The following is a 14,086-nucleotide window of genomic DNA, read 5'->3' on the forward strand; positions in this document are numbered from 1 at the left end:
GTATGAATAACGAACATGTTCGCTGTCTTATATTAGGCTCCGGTCCTGCAGGATATACAGCAGCCATATACGCCTCTCGTGCTAATCTCAATCCCGTGCTTTATTCAGGGCTCCAGCCCGGAGGCCAGCTTACCACCACTACGGAAGTAGAAAATTTCCCAGGCTATCCCGAGGGGATCACGGGGCCCGAAATGATGGAGCAACTCAAGCAACAGGCTCTTCGCTTTGGCTCCGACATACGTACGGGTGTAGCTACTTCGGTAGATTTTTCTGAGAAGCCATATAAAGTAACAATAGACGATGCGACCACCCTTACTTGCGATACTCTTATCATAGCCACAGGGGCTGCTGCTAAGTACCTCGGGCTAGCCGATGAAGAGAAGTACGCCGGTATGGGAGTCTCCGCTTGCGCTACGTGCGACGGATTTTTCTACCGCAATAGGTCCGTGGCTGTAGTAGGAGGAGGAGATACTGCTTGCGAAGAAGCTATCTACCTCGCAGGGCTAGCTAAGCAGGTCTATTTGATTGTTCGCAAACCCTATCTCCGTGCATCGCAGGTAATGCAAGACCGCGTTCTCAATAACCCTAAGATTACGGTTCTTTTTGAACATAACACGTTGGGGCTATTCGGGGATGACGGAGTAGAAGGGGCACACCTCGTTAAGCGTAAGGGCGAAGCAGACGAAGAATTGGTAGACATTGCCATTGATGGATTTTTCTTGGCCATCGGGCATAAACCCAATACGGACTTCTTAGCAGGGCAACTTGCCCTTGACGATGCCGGCTATATAGCTACAATCAATGGTTCTCCATTGACCAGCGTAGCCGGAGTGTTTGCAGCAGGCGACGTGGCAGACCCCCGCTATCGCCAAGCTATTACCTCAGCAGGCTCGGGTTGCAAAGCAGCTCTAGAGGCTGAGAAGTATTTGATAGATAATAATCTGTAACAACCTAAAAGGGAACCCCTTCACTACGAGTTTTACTCAAGGTGGAGGGCTTCCCCCTAACAAAGAACAGAATATAAACTCTAATTATTAAACTAGTAAACGCCATGGAAAAAAAACAAATCATCATTGCTAGTATCCTTGGGATTGCTTTTGTTCTGGGATTGTCTTTTGCAGCTTATCAAGTATCACGCATCCGCAAGGTCCCCAGTGAAATCTCGGTTACGGGTATTGCCGAGCGCAACTTTAAGTCCGATCTTATTGTGTGGACAGCTACCTATTCTGTACAAGACTACAGCTCCTCTGAGGGGTATCAAGACTTGCAACGGATAGGGAAAGAGGTGCGGAATTTTATCAAGAAGAATGATATCCCAGACTCTTCCTACTTGTTTAGTGGGATTTCGATTTCCAAAATGTATGACCAAGTGACTGATGGCAATAACTACTATCGCCAGGTATTTGCAGGATATAACCTCTCTCAGACGGTTACTATTACCTCGCAAGATATTGACCGAGTAGAGGCTTTGTCTCGCAATATCACGGAACTCATCAACCAAGGTATAGAGATAACTTCGGGAGATCCAAGCTATTATTATACGCATCTCAACGACCTCAAGCTGGAAATGCTCAAGGAATCTTCGGAAGATGCACTTGCTCGCGCAGGTGTTATTGCTGAGGGGAGCAATTGCAAAGTGGGAAAACTGAAACGTTCGCAGATGGGCGTCTTCCAGATTGTAGGGCAATACAGTGACGAAGACTACAGTTGGGGCGGATCTTTCAATACCTCAAGCAAGTACAAAACAGCCTCTATTACAGTTAAGAATACCTATAAAATTCGCTGATGCGGACGAAGACTCTAACCGCCCTTTTGCTGTGGGCAGGTATTTCTCTAGCTAGTGCCGTGGGGCTTTCTGCACAATCTCTGCAGGAAGCCCGTGCACTGCGAGAGATGGGAGATTGGGCAAAAGCTGATAGTGCCTATGGTGTGCTTGTGGAGCAATCCCCTCTCAATACTGCGCTCAAAGAGGAATATGCCTACTTGCTTTTGGAGGTGGGAAAGTACCAAGAGGCTCTAGATCTGTTGCTATCGCACTCGAATAAGAAGTCGCGTCCTTCTGCTTCGCTTTTGGCTCAAGCCTATTATGCCAACTATCTCTTTGAGGAGACGCTTTCCACTCTTGGCCGCCTTTCGCCTAAAGCGGAGACGCCCGAGGTAACCACTCTAAGGCAACAAGCCCAACGTGCTCGGCAGATGCTCGACAAGAGCGAGAGGCTAGAGATTGTAGATAGCATGCAGATGTCGCTCGATGCCCTGCCTGTCTTGCCCCAAAAATACTTCTCTACGGAGTGGGGAAAATTGCGCCTTGCCTCCGATTATAGAAGCGAGGTAGGGCAGCTCAATGCCGAGGGATGGGTCTACGAAACCGCGCTTGGACTAGAGTCTTTTTACGCACGAAAGTTGGAACACCGAGGCGATTCTGATATTTTTTCTGTCTTAAAATTGCAGGGGCGTATGGCAGAAGAGAATGCTCTAGAGGCCCTCAATACACCCAATGACGAGTGCTATCCTATCCTACGTCAGGATGGCATAACGCTCATATTTGCGCGCAAAAGCAGCGAGGGAATTGGGGGATATGACCTCTATCTCTCACGGCGAGACCCGGAGACGGGCAACTATCAAGCACCTTCTCTCTTGGGGATGCCTTTCAACTCTCCCCAGGACGATCTTTTTCTCATTTACGACGATTTACGAGGGGTAGGAGTGCTCGCATCTACTCGCTTTTGCCCTCCGGGGAAAGTAAACCTCTATACATTCCGTATCAACGAAGAGCATACCCTGCTCCCCTTTAATACTCTCCAAGAGAAGCGGCCGGCCGCCTCTCTAAACCCTTGGAGAGCAACAGCACAAAATCAATAGCTACATTTATTTTATCCTCATTAGGTTATGGAAAAACGTATTATACCCTCTTCGGAGCTTATTGTCAATCAAGACGGTTCGATATTTCACCTTCATCTCAAACCCGAGCAGCTTGCCGATAAAATCATCCTTTGCGGAGACCCCGATAGGGTGGGCATGATTGCCAACTATTTTGATAGCCAAGAGTGCGATGTGCAAAACCGCGAATTTCGTACCATAACCGGCTCTTACAAGGGTAAGCGTATTACGGTACAAAGCCATGGTATTGGGGGTGATAATATTGAGATTGTAGCGAGCGAATTGGATGCTCTTGCCAACTTCGATCTTGAGAAGCGTTGCGTGCGCGACGAGTTCCGTCAGCTCACAATGGTACGCATTGGTACCTCAGGAGGGCTTCAACCCGAGAGCCCAATCGGTTCGTATGTGGCAAGTGAAAAAGCCATTGGTTTTGATGGTGTTATTTACTTCTATGATGGGACAGAAAGAGTACGAGACCTTGCGTACGAAAAGGCTTTGACCCAACAGCTTGATTGGAAAATAGAGGGCCTTAAACCCTACGTTGTATCAGCCGATGCTGAGCTACTAGAGCGCATTGTAGGGAATGACGGACGCATTATCAAGGGGAGTACCATTGCTTGTAATGGATTCTATGCTCCACAGGGACGTAAGCTCCGCCTCCCGCTTGCAGACGAAAATCTGAACAAAAAAATAGAAGACTTCCGCTACGAGGGATATAAAATCACCAACTTTGAGATGGAAAGTTCGGCTCTCAGTGGCATTGCTTCCCTCCTAGGGCATAAGGCTATGACGGTATGTTGCATTATTGCCGGGCGGCAAAATCTCAACATGAATACCGACTATAAAGGGAGTATCGACGACCTTATCCAACTCGTACTCGAGCGCATCTAAGCTCTGTACTAGGGCTTCCCTCCCTGAGAACTAAAGGCTATCCCTCTTTTGACAGATAGGAGGGGTAGCCTTCTTTTATCCCCCGTTCCCCTTTCTTTTTTGATGAGAAAAGAAGAATTTGCGGCTAGGAGTATCCCCGCTCTCTCCGCCGAATGGAGTGCGTTTTTCTCCGCAATGTCGGGTAGGAATCCTGAACGTATGCCAAGAAATATAGCTAGATTAGCCAAGAGATATTGTACCTTTGTAGAAGTATGGATGTAGACGTACAACAAGTAAAGCAACGCCTAGGAATTATAGGTAACGCCCCAAAATTGCTCCAAGCCATCCGCACAGCCGTGCAGGTTGCTCCTACGGATGCGACTGTCCTCATCACGGGGGAGAGTGGTGTAGGTAAGGAGTTCTTCCCCAAAATCGTGCATCAGTACTCCATCCGTAAGCACAAGAATTACATTGCAATCAACTGTGGAGCCATTCCGGAGGGAACGATCGACTCGGAGCTTTTTGGGCATCGAAAGGGTTCTTTTACGGGAGCGTTGGCGGATCGTAAGGGCTACTTTGAAGAAGCCAACGAGGGGACAATCTTTTTGGATGAGGTCGGGGAGTTGCCTCTAGCTACTCAGGCTCGCTTGCTACGTGTGCTAGAAAACGGAGAATTTATCCCTGTAGGGGCAAGTCAACCCATCAAGACGAATGTACGCATTGTAGCTGCTACGAATGTAAATATGGCAGATGCTATACGCAATGGTCGCTTCAGAGAGGATCTTTACTATCGTCTAAATACAGTCCCCATCTTAGTGCCACCTCTACGGGAGAGAGGGGACGACATTGCTCTTTTGTTCCGCCGATTTGCTTCGGACTACGCCTCTATGTATCAGGTGCCGCCCTTGGAGCTATCCGCAGATGCCAAGCATATCCTTATTACATATCGCTGGCCGGGTAATATCCGCGAGTTGCGCAATATTACCGAGCGTATGAGTATCCTTGAGCAAAATCGACTTGTGGAGCCGGAGGTACTGCGCAATTACCTCTCGGCAGCAGGGCTACAAGATCTCCATCCTGTAGTATCGGGAGTGCAGCAGAGTGTGGATCAGCAAACGTTTGCCAATGAGCGAGAGATACTATATCAAGTACTTTTTGATCTCCGTCGAGACTTCAACGAGCTCAAACAGACGGTAAACGAGATGAAAGGCGCGCCCCTTTCGGAGACGAATCGAACTATACAAATGGTGGAGCACACCGAGGCTTGTTCTCCCAGGCACGAGGACGCTTCGCATACATTGCTCCCCCCATACTCCACGCACAGCCAAGAGCACGCTATCGATTACGACGAAGTGGTGGAGCCGGAAGAGGCAGAAGAGACTCTCCCTCCTTCTCAGCCCCCCATTAAGGGGATTATTACATTAGAAGAGGCAGAGCGGCAACTTATTACACAAGCTCTTGAGTTGCAGAAGTCGTCCCACACACGGCAGCAAATTGCCGACATGCTCGGGATTTCTGTTCGCACACTATCTCGCAAGATAAAAGAATATGGTTTGGAATAGTCTTATGCGCCGGCATGCAACAAGAGTGCTAGGAGTGTTCTCTTTGCTACTCGCCCTCTCTTCTTGTAGGATTTCGTATAAGTTTACGGGTACATCCATCGACTACGACCAGACTAAAACGGTCTCCATCTCGGAGTTTATAAACCAAGCTCCCCTTGTTTATCCGCCCCTTAGTCAGACCTTCACAGAGGCGTTGCGCGAGCTCTTTCGCCGCCAAACTCGTCTGGAGGAGGTGGCTCAAGCCGGAGACTTTAGCATAGAGGGAGCTATCGTTGGGTACGAACTTACCCCTGTTGCGGTGCAGGACGACGCCTTTGCTTCCATGACCCGGTTTACGATGACTGTCTCTGTACACTTCGAGAATAATGCGAATCCAAAGAAAAATTTCGACAAAACTTTCTCTGCCTATACAGAGTTTGATAGCAGTAGTCTCTTCTCGCAAGTGCAAGACGATTTGGTGCGACAGCTCACCGACGATATCACCAAGCAAATCTTCAATGCTACGGCAGAGGATTGGTAATTCTCAACTATTACTCCTCGGGACTTGACACATGACAGCACAAGAGTTACGAACCTATCTCAATGCACCCAATACGCTGAATAAGGAGACGCTACCAGAGCTCAGACAGCTGGTAGAAGCCTATCCTTATGCACAGACTTTCATCTTTTTATACCTATACAACCTGGCTCTTCTCGAAGACCTTCGCTACTTCTCCGAGCTAAAAAAATGGGCAATCTCTCTCCCCTCCCGTAGTAGGTTATACGCTCTTGTGGAGAAGCGATATATCCCTCAGAGCCCCATTGTTGCCGAATCGGACAAGGGCGATTTTTCTTCCATAGATCGTTTCCTAGAAGAAATAGGCTCCTCACACTCCGGTGATACACTCGTCTCGCTGGGCGAAGGCGTTGGTACCGGTGGTGACTACTTTGACGCCCTAGAGCGTGGAATTATAGCTCCTACCGCCGAGAACTATGAGGAGAGGGAGAAGGTGCTTCCCAAGTCTCAAGCCTCTTCTTTGCCCACTCAAGAGGAAGTAGAAGAGGAGGATAGAGGCCCTCTTTTCACAGAAACGCTTGCCAAAATCTACATTCAGCAGCAGCGTTATGACCGTGCTCTTGATATTCTACGGGCAATAATGACCAAGAATCCAGAAAAAAACGCTTACTTTGCAGATCAGATTAGGTTCTTAGAGCGCCTACAAGAAATAAGTAATAGAGAATAGTATATAATAAGACACGTAAGTACAATGTTTGTTTTCCTATCCATCCTCATCCTCTTAGCAGCTGTTTTGCTTATACTCGTAGTAGTTATCCAAAACTCAAAGGGAGGGGGTCTTGCCTCCGGATTTGCCTCAAGCAATCAGATTATGGGGGTTCGTAAGACGACCGATTTTCTAGAAAAAGCTACTTGGTGGTTGGCTGGAGCTATCGCCATTCTAAGCATCGTTTCTACCCATTTCCTCCATACAAGTCTCAAGGAAGATCAGGGGATCAATAGTGTTATAGAGCAGAAAGTAGAAGAAACTCCTGAGCAACAGCTCCCCAACTTGGGAGGTGAAATGCCAGCCGCTCCTGCGCCCGAAGCTCCTCAGCAGTAATCTACTTTTTTCATAGAGAGGAGGATTAGTCCTCCTCCCTTTTTCACCTATACTCTCTAGGGGGTGTAGGCTGATTTATATCCATAAGGCACCTAGTTTTTATTTTCTTTTAGGGTGATTTCCCAAAGAAAATAGGCTGGGTGTCTTTCTTTTTCTCCCTAGATTTCCCTCTAGAATTAGAACCGAGAGAAAAATGAGAATAGGGGAGGTAAAAAGGGATGTATCTCTGCTTTTTATGAGGTTTTCTCAAGAAAAAGTATTGGTACATCTAACAAAATGACTACCTTTGTCGCCGGAAATGGAAGCTTCCTTAGCTCAGTTGGTTAGAGCATCTGACTGTTAATCAGGGGGTCCTTGGTTCAAGCCCAAGAGGGAGCGCATCTGATTTCAATAAAAAAAGCCCTTCATATTGGAGGGCTTTTTTGTTGTCTTCTGCTTAGAGGATGGCTGTTGTTTGCTTTCCTACAGGGTGTTTTTCTTTTCCCTCCTTGCCTTATATGACAAAAAGAAACCCCCTATTCTCATGCGAGAATAGGGGGCGTTGTTTGCTTCGATAGCCTAGAGATTAGGCTTCGGCTTCTTGTTGTTTGTTACGGTAATCAGCAAGCTCTTCTACAGCAAAGTTGCGAACAAAGCGTTCGATCTTGTCCTGCTCAGCAAGCGCAAAGCGATGATATACGCGAGCACTTTTGCCAAAGAGTTCGGGTTCGTCATTGGCTGCAAGGAGCAACAAGTGCCCAAAGAGAGCATGCGAAGTCATCTCTACAAGGCGGCGAGCTTGGAAGTCGAGTAACTCTTGATTCTTCTGCTCAACAACAAATTGAGTTAGCTCGTGTGCACGTTCGTTCATCGCGGCTAGGCTCTCTTTCATTGCTTGCCACTCGGGTTTTACCTCCGTTGCTTGGTACTCGTGCATGCGCTCGTAGTACGTTCCGGTTGTGACGTGGCGGATAGCTGCTACTACCTGCAACTGGGTTGTACCTTCGTAGATATTGGTAATGCGGACATCCCTATAGAGGCGCTCACAAGTATAGTCTTTCATATACCCACTACCGCCATGGATCTGTACGCAATCATACACATTCTGATTGGCGAACTCGGTGCTAAGCCCCTTACCGATAGGAGTAAAGGCATCGGCTAGACGGGTATAGTATTTGAGTTCCTTGCGTTCTTCGGGGGTGAGTTTGCGCTCTCTCTGGATGTCTTCTAGCGTCTTGTACATATCTACAAAGCGACAAGTTTCGTAGAGATGAGCACGAGAAGCATCTGTTTTTGCTCTCATAATAGAGAGCATCTCATACACAGCAGGGAAATTATCAATGGTCTGACCAAATTGCTTACGCTCAATAGCATAGGCGTAAGCCTCCTGATAAGCGGCTTCGCTAAGGCCTACAGCTTGAGACATGATACCCAAGCGAGCACCATTCATCAGAGCCATAATGTATTTGATAAGACCTAGGCGGCGTTCACCACAAAGCTCTGCTTTGGCATTAGAGAAGACCAATTCGCAGGTAGGAACGCCCTTGATACCCATTTTGTGCTCAATGCGGCGCACGGTTACACCCGGGTTGTTTTTGGAGTCGAAGATGAACATCGAAAGCCCACGACCATCGCGTGTACCCTCTTCGCTACGGGCGAGCACGAGGTGGATGTGAGAGTCTCCATTGGTGATAAATCGCTTTACACCGTTGAGGTACCATGCATCCTCTTGTTCGTTGTATGTAGCCTTGAGCATTACGGCCTGAAGGTCACTACCGGCATCGGGTTCGGTAAGGTCCATAGACATAGTTTCCCCTGCCGAGATACGAGGGAGGAAGCGCTCCCGTTGGTCTTCGCTACCAAATTCGTATAGGGTGGTGGCGCAGTCTTGCAAGCCCCATAGGTTCTCAAAGCCGGCATCACTACGCGAAACGATATCCGCTGCCATGATGTAGGGAGTGATGGGGAAGTTGAGACCATCGTAACGACGGGGGAGTGCAATACCCATAAGGCCTGCCTGACGCACAGCATCAAGATTAGCCTGTGTGTAGGGGTCGTAGACAGCTCTACCCTCTACGAGAGAGGGCCCCGTTTGATCCACGTTTTGGGCATTGGGGGCAATTACATCTCCGCAAAGCTCACCTACGATATGGAGTACCTGCTCATAGCTGTCGAGGGCATCTTCGTAGTTTTGGGGAGCGTAATCGTATTTATCTTTATCCGCAAAGTCACGCTCGCGAAGAGCCACAATGCGCTGCATCAACGGGTGGTGCAGATGGTATTTTAGTTGGGGGGTATCTGTATAGAAATTAGCCATAATCTTAGATGTTTAGCGTGGTGCTTATTTACTATTCTTTCTGTAAGCTGCGATCATTTTAGGGATCACGTCTTCTACTCTCCCCGTGATTACATAGTCCGCAATGCTATTGATGGGAGCTTCGGGATCGTTGTTAATCGAGATAATGAGCGAGCTTTCTTGCATCCCTGCCACGTGTTGGATCTGACCGCTGATACCGCAGGCAATGTAGAGTTTGGGGCGCACGGTAACTCCTGTTTGACCAATTTGGCGGTCGTGATCGGCGAATCCGGCATCCACGGCAGCTCTAGAAGCTCCCACTTCGGCACCCAATACTTCGGCAAGTTGGAAGAGGAGTCCAAAGCCTTCTTTACTGCCCATACCATAACCACCGGCTACGATGATGGGGCTACCTCCCAAGTTTACCTTGCTTTCTTCGATATGACGCTCAAGGATAGAAACCACAAAGTCGGTATCCGACACGTAGTCTGCTACGTTGTGTTGGATTACTTCACCCTTGTAAGTGGCATCGAAAATCTCTTTTTTCATCACTCCGGGGCGTACCGTTGCCATCTGAGGACGACAGTCAGGGTTGACGATGGTGGCAACGATGTTCCCGCCAAAAGCCGGACGGATTTGGTAGAGAAGTTCGGGATAATGTTGCTTGGTCTTGGCATCGGTGTACTCACCAATCTCTAGAGAGGTGCAGTCTGCCGTAAGCCCACTGTGCAGAGCCGACGAAACAAGAGGACCTAAGTCGCGTCCCAGCGTGGTGGCTCCGAGTAGTGCTATTTGGGGCTTTTCTTCATCGAATAGCTTGGTTACGATAGCTCCGTAGGGCTTCGTTGTATAGTACTGTAGGTTGTGAGACTCAAATGTATGCAGGCGATCTACTCCATAAGGGAACACCTGCTCGGCAATCCCTTTGATGCAGTTAGAGATAGCCACGGCCTCTAGTTGGCAACCAAGACGTGTGGCAAGAGCGCGTCCCTTGGTAAGGAGTTCTAAGCTCACTTCTTGTACGATGCCATTTTCTATTTCGAGATAAACAAATAGGTTGTTCATAGTTATCAATACGTCTTTCGGTGCGTGAATTATCCTATGGTGTGATTGGCAATAAGTTCCACAATGAGGGAAGAAATGCCTTCGTCATTGGCTTCGTAGTGACGAGCTTCCTTAGCTTGGAATACTACGTTTTCTATGGTCTTTACCTTTGTGGGAGAGCCAAGAAGTCCGCATTGCTCAAGTTCGGCCTTTACGTCAGCAGCTGTTAGTTCTGTGATCTGTAAGTAGGGACGAGCCTCGAATAGAGAGCGTTGCATTTCGCTAGCCTCCCCAAGTTCGTTGGGCACCATAGCATACTTATACTTTTGTAGTGCCTTGGCGTTGCGAGGACGGCATGGAGCCGAGCTTCCGTTCACAGTGATAAGGAGGGGAAGAGAGGCCTTTACTCGCTCTACACCGTGCTCCAAGCGACGGCGAACGATCACCTCTTTTGCGTTTATTTCTTCTAGTTCTTCAGCGTACGTTACGGTAGGAAGCCCGAGCTTATGAGCCACCTGAGGACCTACTTGAGCGGTATCGCCGTCAATGGCTTGGCGACCCGATAGTATGAGGTCGGGCATCCCTATATGGCGGATAGCCATGGCTAGGGCGTAACTTGTGGCAAGAGTATCTGCTCCGGCAAAGGCACGGTCGGTAAGGAGATAACCACGATCTGCACCACGATAGAGAGCTTCTCGGATTACATCGGCAGCACGGAACGGCCCCATCGTAAGCACCGATATGGTTGTATCGGGATACTGGTCTTTGATACGGAGTGCCTGTTCCAGGGCGTTAAGGTCTTCGGGATTGAAGATGGCAGGCAGGGCACCGCGGTTGACAGTTCCGTCTTCGCGCATGGCATCTTTGCCTACGTTGCGAGTGTCTGGCACTTGCTTAGCAAGGACTATAATGTTCATTGGCTACAAGTATATTGGTTTTATATTTATTTCTAATTAGCGATTGAGTACTTTATTCTTGGCTATAATGGCATTGTAAGGCTTGATGTAATCGGGTACCCAGTAGGCGACGTCGGCGGTTCTCTCTTGGTTTAGAGCCTGCCAGGCCGGTAGTCTCAAGGAGGAGGCCAACGCCTCGGTGGGCGTGATCCGGAAGCGGGAGTCGGTAAGCACCTCAGCACATTTTGCTGCTCCATTTCCTATCAAACAAATAGGAGTATCAAGGGGTATATCGGTATAACTTTCGGGTTGGATAATTTCTGCATGGGGTGCAACGAGTTGAATTCCCTCGGATGAATAGGTGGCTGTGTAGACCTCCATGCGTCCGGCGTCAATCATCGGTACAATAAGGGCTCCTTGGGGAATCAATCTCTGCTCAATAGCCCCCCAGGCCAACGATTCGAGTGTAGAAACTGCGATTAGTGGCTTACCGGATGCGAAGCAATAGCCCTTAGCAAACGAAGCTCCTATGCGCAGCCCCGTATAACTCCCAGGACCTCCACTTACGGCTACGGCCACAATCGAATAGCCTTTTTCGCCGGCTTCTGACTTGAGTTCGTCGGCAAAGCGGGCGATAAGGGCAGCGTGTTCGTTCCCTTTTCGGTCAATGCGCTCAGCAACAACCCCCTCTCTGGAGAGAAGGGCTAGCGAACAAATGTTGGTAGAGGTATCTATGGCAAGAATTACCTCTAGTTGAGAAGTCGTGGGCTGATGGGCAGAGATCATGGTGCCAGTCGGTCTATTTTCCAACCCTCTCCTTCTTCGTTCGGAGTATATAAGAACCTATCGTGCAAACGGCTTTCTCGGCCTTGCCAAAATTCGATACGCTCCGGCTTTACCGCGAATCCTCCCCAATTGTCGGGGCGAGGTACGCTGCGACCAACGTATTTTAGGCTCTCGGTAGCAAAAGCTACCATGATATATTCTCTATTGGGTATGGGCTGGCTCTGAGGCGATACGCGGGCTCCCACTCTACTTTTATAGGGGCGTTGCGCAAAATAAGCATCGCTCTCCTCGGCAGAGAGGTGGCGTACTGTGCCTTCGATATGGATCTGTCTCTCCATCTCGTGCCATAGGAATGTAAGTGCCACATGGGGATTCGCACTCATCTGCCTCCCCTTACGGCTCTCGTAGTTGCTGTAAAAAACAAACTCATCGTTGAGCACCTCTTTGAGTAGTACTGTGCGCATACTCGGATGCCCATCGGGTGTACTTGTTGCCACAATCACGGCTGTGGGTTCTAGAGCATTGCCCTCCACAGCTTCGCGCAACCACTGATTGACTTTGTCAAAGGGGTTGGCCGGCATATCTTTGCGCGTGAGACTGAGCTTACTATACTCGCGCCGGTAGCTCTCAAAATGCTGATCCATTCTTTATCTTTTCTACTACAACTGCACTCTATTCTTCTGAGTGTGCAACATTCAGTACTACAAAGCTACTCTTTTTTTCGATATCTTTGACCCCTACTAGTGATGAGAATTAATTAGTACTCTCGATTATGATGGATACAATCAAGCAAATATATCGTATCGGCAATGGCCCGAGTAGTAGTCACACGATGGGGCCTAAGCGTGCTGCAACCCTCTTTCTCAAGCAAGTAGAGGGGCTTATAATCTCTTCTTTTGAGGTTACCTTATATGGTAGTTTGGCAGCTACGGGCAAGGGGCACATGACCGATCAGGCGATACTATCTGTGCTCAATCCGATACATCCCACAGAGATTATTTGGGAGCCTTCTGTCGAACTAAAGTTTCACCCCAACGGCATATTGTTCCGAGCTCTTGATGGAGAGGGGAAAGAGATAAAGCGATTTATGGTCTATAGTATTGGGGGCGGTGTTCTTGCCAATGAGGACTTTAATGAGCAGGTGACCAATGAGGTTTATAAGCTCTCGCACATCACAGAGATGATGCCCATCCTACAGAAGTATGGAATGTCTTACTGGGAGTATGTAGAGCATTGCGAGGGAAAAGAAATTTGGGATTACCTAGCCGAGGTATGGAAGGTGATGAAGCAGTCGATCCACGATGGCTTAGAGGCTGAGGGCGTATTGCCCGGAGGCTTGGGGCTAAGACGGAAGGCGGCGGAATATATGGTGCGCTCCCTGAGTTATTCGGAGAGTGTCCGATCCCGTGGTAAGGTATATGCGTATGCTCTTGCTGTGAGTGAACAGAATGCTTCCGGAGGGCTCGTTGTTACAGCTCCCACGTGTGGCTCGTGTGGAGTAATGCCGGCTGTGCTCTATCACCTGCAAGACACCCGCAATTTTACGGATAAGCGAATATTGCGTGCCTTAGCTACGGCGGGGCTCTTTGGAAACGTTGTGCGTACGAATGCCTCTATCAGCGGAGCAGAGGTAGGATGCCAAGGCGAAGTGGGCGTTGCTTGCTCGATGGCGGCTGCCGCTGCTAGTCAGCTCTTTGGTGGAACGTTGGCTCAGATTGAATATGCTGCCGAGATGGGGCTTGAGCATCATTTGGGCTTGACTTGTGACCCTGTTTGCGGATTGGTGCAAATCCCCTGCATCGAGCGTAATGCCTTTGCCGCTAGTCGCGCTCTTGATGCCAATACCTATGCCAACTTTACGGACGGAAGGCACCGAGTAAGTTTTGACCGCGTAGTAGCAACTATGCATCAGACAGGCAAAGACCTCCCGAGCCTGTATAAAGAAACTTCTACGGGAGGACTTGCAACGAACTCAGAGCTAGACGGAGAAACTCAAACTGACGAAGCCAAATTTTCTGAGTTGGATGGGCCGCACACTTCGCCCTGCTAACTGGCGTCATTACAGACAGAGGGAGCTGTAGAAATCCTCTATATAAGTACCCCCCTCTACTCTCTAGGCTTCGCCCGGATGGAGTAGAGGGGGCTTACTTTTTGGGGAGTAGTATATTACTCTTT

Annotated in this window: 14 protein-coding genes and 1 tRNA gene; 10 read left to right on the forward strand and 5 right to left on the reverse strand. The window is 48.9% G+C overall.

The annotated features are described in order from the left end of the window. The first annotated feature begins 2 nt into the window (after positions 1-2). From trxB to ACTTHR_RS04305, 9 genes are all read left to right on the forward strand, one after another. Positions 3-947, forward strand: coding sequence for a thioredoxin-disulfide reductase (gene trxB / locus ACTTHR_RS04265; RefSeq protein WP_281676653.1), 945 nt, complete (start codon positions 3-5; stop codon positions 945-947). 104 nt (positions 948-1,051) lie between these two features. After that, on the forward strand, positions 1,052-1,786 hold the full coding sequence (locus tag ACTTHR_RS04270; RefSeq protein ID WP_004332139.1) for an SIMPL domain-containing protein: 735 nt from the start codon (positions 1,052-1,054) through the stop codon (positions 1,784-1,786). After that, complete coding sequence (locus ACTTHR_RS04275) at positions 1,786-2,862, forward strand: hypothetical protein (RefSeq protein WP_442605309.1); 1,077 nt, start codon at positions 1,786-1,788, stop codon at positions 2,860-2,862. Before ACTTHR_RS04270 ends, ACTTHR_RS04275 begins: the two co-directional genes overlap by 1 nt. 27 nt (positions 2,863-2,889) lie before the next feature. Then, complete coding sequence (locus ACTTHR_RS04280; protein WP_314942149.1) at positions 2,890-3,771, forward strand: nucleoside phosphorylase; 882 nt, start codon at positions 2,890-2,892, stop codon at positions 3,769-3,771. A gap of 251 nt (positions 3,772-4,022) precedes the next feature. Then, the gene (locus tag ACTTHR_RS04285; RefSeq protein ID WP_442605310.1) at positions 4,023-5,312 is read left to right on the forward strand and encodes a sigma-54 interaction domain-containing protein; all 1,290 of its coding nucleotides are present in this window, start codon (positions 4,023-4,025) and stop codon (positions 5,310-5,312) included. Beyond that, positions 5,299-5,832 carry an LptE family protein gene (locus ACTTHR_RS04290; RefSeq protein ID WP_004332058.1) on the forward strand — a complete coding sequence of 178 codons (534 nt, stop codon included), beginning with the start codon at positions 5,299-5,301 and terminating at the stop codon, positions 5,830-5,832. The genes ACTTHR_RS04285 and ACTTHR_RS04290 overlap by 14 nt, the downstream gene beginning before the upstream one ends. 31 nt (positions 5,833-5,863) lie before the next feature. After that, on the forward strand, positions 5,864-6,535 hold the full coding sequence (locus ACTTHR_RS04295) for a hypothetical protein (RefSeq protein ID WP_281676649.1): 672 nt from the start codon (positions 5,864-5,866) through the stop codon (positions 6,533-6,535). 24 nt (positions 6,536-6,559) lie between these two features. Then, the gene (secG, locus tag ACTTHR_RS04300) at positions 6,560-6,910 is read left to right on the forward strand and encodes a preprotein translocase subunit SecG (protein ID WP_004332216.1); all 351 of its coding nucleotides are present in this window, start codon (positions 6,560-6,562) and stop codon (positions 6,908-6,910) included. A gap of 304 nt (positions 6,911-7,214) precedes the next feature. Next, positions 7,215-7,288: transfer RNA gene (locus ACTTHR_RS04305), tRNA-Asn, on the forward strand. A gap of 187 nt (positions 7,289-7,475) precedes the next feature. Here the strand turns inward: ACTTHR_RS04305 and ACTTHR_RS04310 are convergent. From ACTTHR_RS04310 to pdxH, 5 genes are read right to left on the reverse strand one after another with little or no spacing between them, the layout of a single operon-like run. Continuing rightward, positions 7,476-9,206, reverse strand: coding sequence for an acyl-CoA dehydrogenase family protein (locus ACTTHR_RS04310; protein WP_004332062.1), 1,731 nt, complete (start codon positions 9,204-9,206; stop codon positions 7,476-7,478). 24 nt (positions 9,207-9,230) lie between these two features. Beyond that, a complete protein-coding gene (locus ACTTHR_RS04315) occupies positions 9,231-10,250 on the reverse strand; it encodes an electron transfer flavoprotein subunit alpha/FixB family protein (protein WP_442605311.1) in 1,020 nt (339 codons plus the stop codon). Positions 10,251-10,279: 29 nt separating this feature from the next. Next, on the reverse strand, positions 10,280-11,146 hold the full coding sequence (locus ACTTHR_RS04320; RefSeq protein ID WP_311140421.1) for an electron transfer flavoprotein subunit beta/FixA family protein: 867 nt from the start codon (positions 11,144-11,146) through the stop codon (positions 10,280-10,282). A gap of 36 nt (positions 11,147-11,182) precedes the next feature. Beyond that, on the reverse strand, positions 11,183-11,911 hold the full coding sequence (tsaB, locus tag ACTTHR_RS04325; protein WP_442605312.1) for a tRNA (adenosine(37)-N6)-threonylcarbamoyltransferase complex dimerization subunit type 1 TsaB: 729 nt from the start codon (positions 11,909-11,911) through the stop codon (positions 11,183-11,185). Further along, entirely contained in the window at positions 11,908-12,555 is a 648-nt protein-coding gene (pdxH, locus tag ACTTHR_RS04330; protein WP_442605313.1) for a pyridoxamine 5'-phosphate oxidase, read from the reverse strand. Before pdxH ends, tsaB begins: the two co-directional genes overlap by 4 nt. A gap of 131 nt (positions 12,556-12,686) precedes the next feature. On the opposite strand from pdxH, the gene ACTTHR_RS04335 reads away from it, so the two are divergent. After that, positions 12,687-13,961 carry an L-serine ammonia-lyase gene (locus ACTTHR_RS04335; protein WP_052296664.1) on the forward strand — a complete coding sequence of 425 codons (1,275 nt, stop codon included), beginning with the start codon at positions 12,687-12,689 and terminating at the stop codon, positions 13,959-13,961. The last annotated feature ends 125 nt before the right edge of the window (positions 13,962-14,086 follow it).

The organism is Porphyromonas endodontalis, assembly GCF_052173515.1.
GTDB classification, from domain to species: Bacteria; Bacteroidota; Bacteroidia; order Bacteroidales; family Porphyromonadaceae; genus Porphyromonas; species Porphyromonas endodontalis_A.

Excerpts from the sequence above, each read along its gene's own strand:
- trxB (WP_281676653.1), top strand. The coding sequence starts at position 3 with ATGAATAACGAACATGTTCGCTGTCTTATATTAGGCTCCGGTCCTGCA.
- ACTTHR_RS04270 (WP_004332139.1), top strand. The coding sequence starts at position 1,052 with ATGGAAAAAAAACAAATCATCATTGCTAGTATCCTTGGGATTGCTTTT.
- ACTTHR_RS04275 (WP_442605309.1), top strand. The coding sequence starts at position 1,786 with ATGCGGACGAAGACTCTAACCGCCCTTTTGCTGTGGGCAGGTATTTCT.
- ACTTHR_RS04280 (WP_314942149.1), top strand. The coding sequence starts at position 2,890 with ATGGAAAAACGTATTATACCCTCTTCGGAGCTTATTGTCAATCAAGAC.
- ACTTHR_RS04285 (WP_442605310.1), top strand. The coding sequence starts at position 4,023 with ATGGATGTAGACGTACAACAAGTAAAGCAACGCCTAGGAATTATAGGT.
- ACTTHR_RS04290 (WP_004332058.1), top strand. The coding sequence starts at position 5,299 with ATGGTTTGGAATAGTCTTATGCGCCGGCATGCAACAAGAGTGCTAGGA.
- ACTTHR_RS04295 (WP_281676649.1), top strand. The coding sequence starts at position 5,864 with ATGACAGCACAAGAGTTACGAACCTATCTCAATGCACCCAATACGCTG.
- secG (WP_004332216.1), top strand. The coding sequence starts at position 6,560 with ATGTTTGTTTTCCTATCCATCCTCATCCTCTTAGCAGCTGTTTTGCTT.
- ACTTHR_RS04310 (WP_004332062.1), bottom strand. The coding sequence starts at position 9,206 with ATGGCTAATTTCTATACAGATACCCCCCAACTAAAATACCATCTGCAC.
- ACTTHR_RS04315 (WP_442605311.1), bottom strand. The coding sequence starts at position 10,250 with ATGAACAACCTATTTGTTTATCTCGAAATAGAAAATGGCATCGTACAA.
- ACTTHR_RS04320 (WP_311140421.1), bottom strand. The coding sequence starts at position 11,146 with ATGAACATTATAGTCCTTGCTAAGCAAGTGCCAGACACTCGCAACGTA.
- tsaB (WP_442605312.1), bottom strand. The coding sequence starts at position 11,911 with ATGATCTCTGCCCATCAGCCCACGACTTCTCAACTAGAGGTAATTCTT.
- pdxH (WP_442605313.1), bottom strand. The coding sequence starts at position 12,555 with ATGGATCAGCATTTTGAGAGCTACCGGCGCGAGTATAGTAAGCTCAGT.
- ACTTHR_RS04335 (WP_052296664.1), top strand. The coding sequence starts at position 12,687 with ATGGATACAATCAAGCAAATATATCGTATCGGCAATGGCCCGAGTAGT.